The following is a 1,247-nucleotide window of genomic DNA, read 5'->3' as shown; positions in this document are numbered from 1 at the left end:
AGTCTAAACCACTAGAACTTCCACTCCTTACATCTTTTAATAACTGAGTGCCAGCTTCTGTTCCATTTGTTTTGTATATTTCTGTGCCTATTCCAGAGACAAAAGCTGTAAAATAAAGTTCTCCATTAAAAGACGTTAAAGATTCTGGAGAATAACCAGCGCCTCCATTTAAATTTGGGGCTACAATACTTGTTCCTAAATCTGTACCATCCGAGACATACAATTTCTTAAAGGAAGGTGTTATTTCAAAAGCCTGAAAATACAATTTTCCATTATGTTCTGTAATGTATTTAGGAGAGCTACCATTGTTACCAGACCAAATATCTATTTGCTGAAAAGTGTATTGAGCTTGTACAGTTGTAAAGAGTAATAGAAAAATATATAGCGTAATTTTTTTCATCATAATTATATGTGTTGTAATATTATTTTCTTCTAGATTCAATAGCTTTAAAAACCACATTAACAGTTGTATTAATTGTAGTTTCAAGGCCATCATCTTGTCTAATTTTCATTTCTAATTTATCTGAAAAACTTCCAGAGACTGTCCTTCTTTTTTTTACAATAGCCGTTTCCCATGCAGAGACTTCTTTAATGGTAGTTTCTGAGCAGTCTATAAAATCGCCATCAATTTTATGAAAAGATTGATTGTTTTGTAGATCTATAAAGTTTAAACTTCCGCAACCAGAAGTATCCGTTTTAGCTTGATGCTTACCTTTGGTGGCTTCACCTAAAAAATATTTATTAATGTAATGTATTTGTATACCACTTTCTGAAACCAATTTAGAAGCATTGATATTGCTTATGCCTTTATTAAATCCTAGGTTAATTTGACTGGTGTAATTCCCTTTTTCTGGAGTAAATACATGAGTTCCTTTAAGTGGACCTTCATTAAAAGTTATTTTTAAATAAACATTTTGTGAGAAAGAAAAAGAGACGAATAGTAGGCAAATAATGATTAGACTTTTAAATTTCATAGTTACATAGATTTATAGTGGTTAGTATTAATTTCTAGGGTTACATTATCTTTTATTTTTAAAGCTTTAATAGAGCCAGTTTCATTTGCAGATTCATAATAAAGCTCAAGCACAAAACCTTTATAGGGGCTATTTGTATGCATACCAAGAATAGGTAAATAGTTACTTTTTATGGGGAAGCTGCCTTTTACTACCCAGGCCAAAACTTTTGAGTTTTCTTTTGTATAACTGTATTCATGACATAAGTAACCTAAAATGGTTTTAGTATTACCT

2 protein-coding genes and 1 pseudogene are annotated in these 1,247 nt (G+C 30.8%); all 3 read right to left on the bottom strand.

From position 1 onward, the window contains the following. Positions 1 to 403, bottom strand: a 403-nt coding sequence (locus ACVC2P_RS08640; RefSeq protein ID WP_452598073.1) for a hypothetical protein, incomplete at its 3' end; no start/stop codon positions are given. Between the two features lie 19 nt (positions 404 to 422). Next, positions 423 to 974, bottom strand: a complete 552-nt coding sequence (locus ACVC2P_RS08635; protein WP_452598072.1) for a hypothetical protein — start codon at positions 972 to 974, stop codon at positions 423 to 425. 2 nt (positions 975 to 976) lie between these two features. After that, positions 977 to 1,247 (bottom strand): annotated as a pseudogene (locus tag ACVC2P_RS08630) (hypothetical protein); the annotation flags it as partial.

This window comes from Pontimicrobium sp. MEBiC01747, assembly GCF_053601635.1.
The sequence above is the reverse complement of the archived record's forward strand: the minus strand, read 5'-3'. Positions and strand labels throughout refer to the sequence as shown.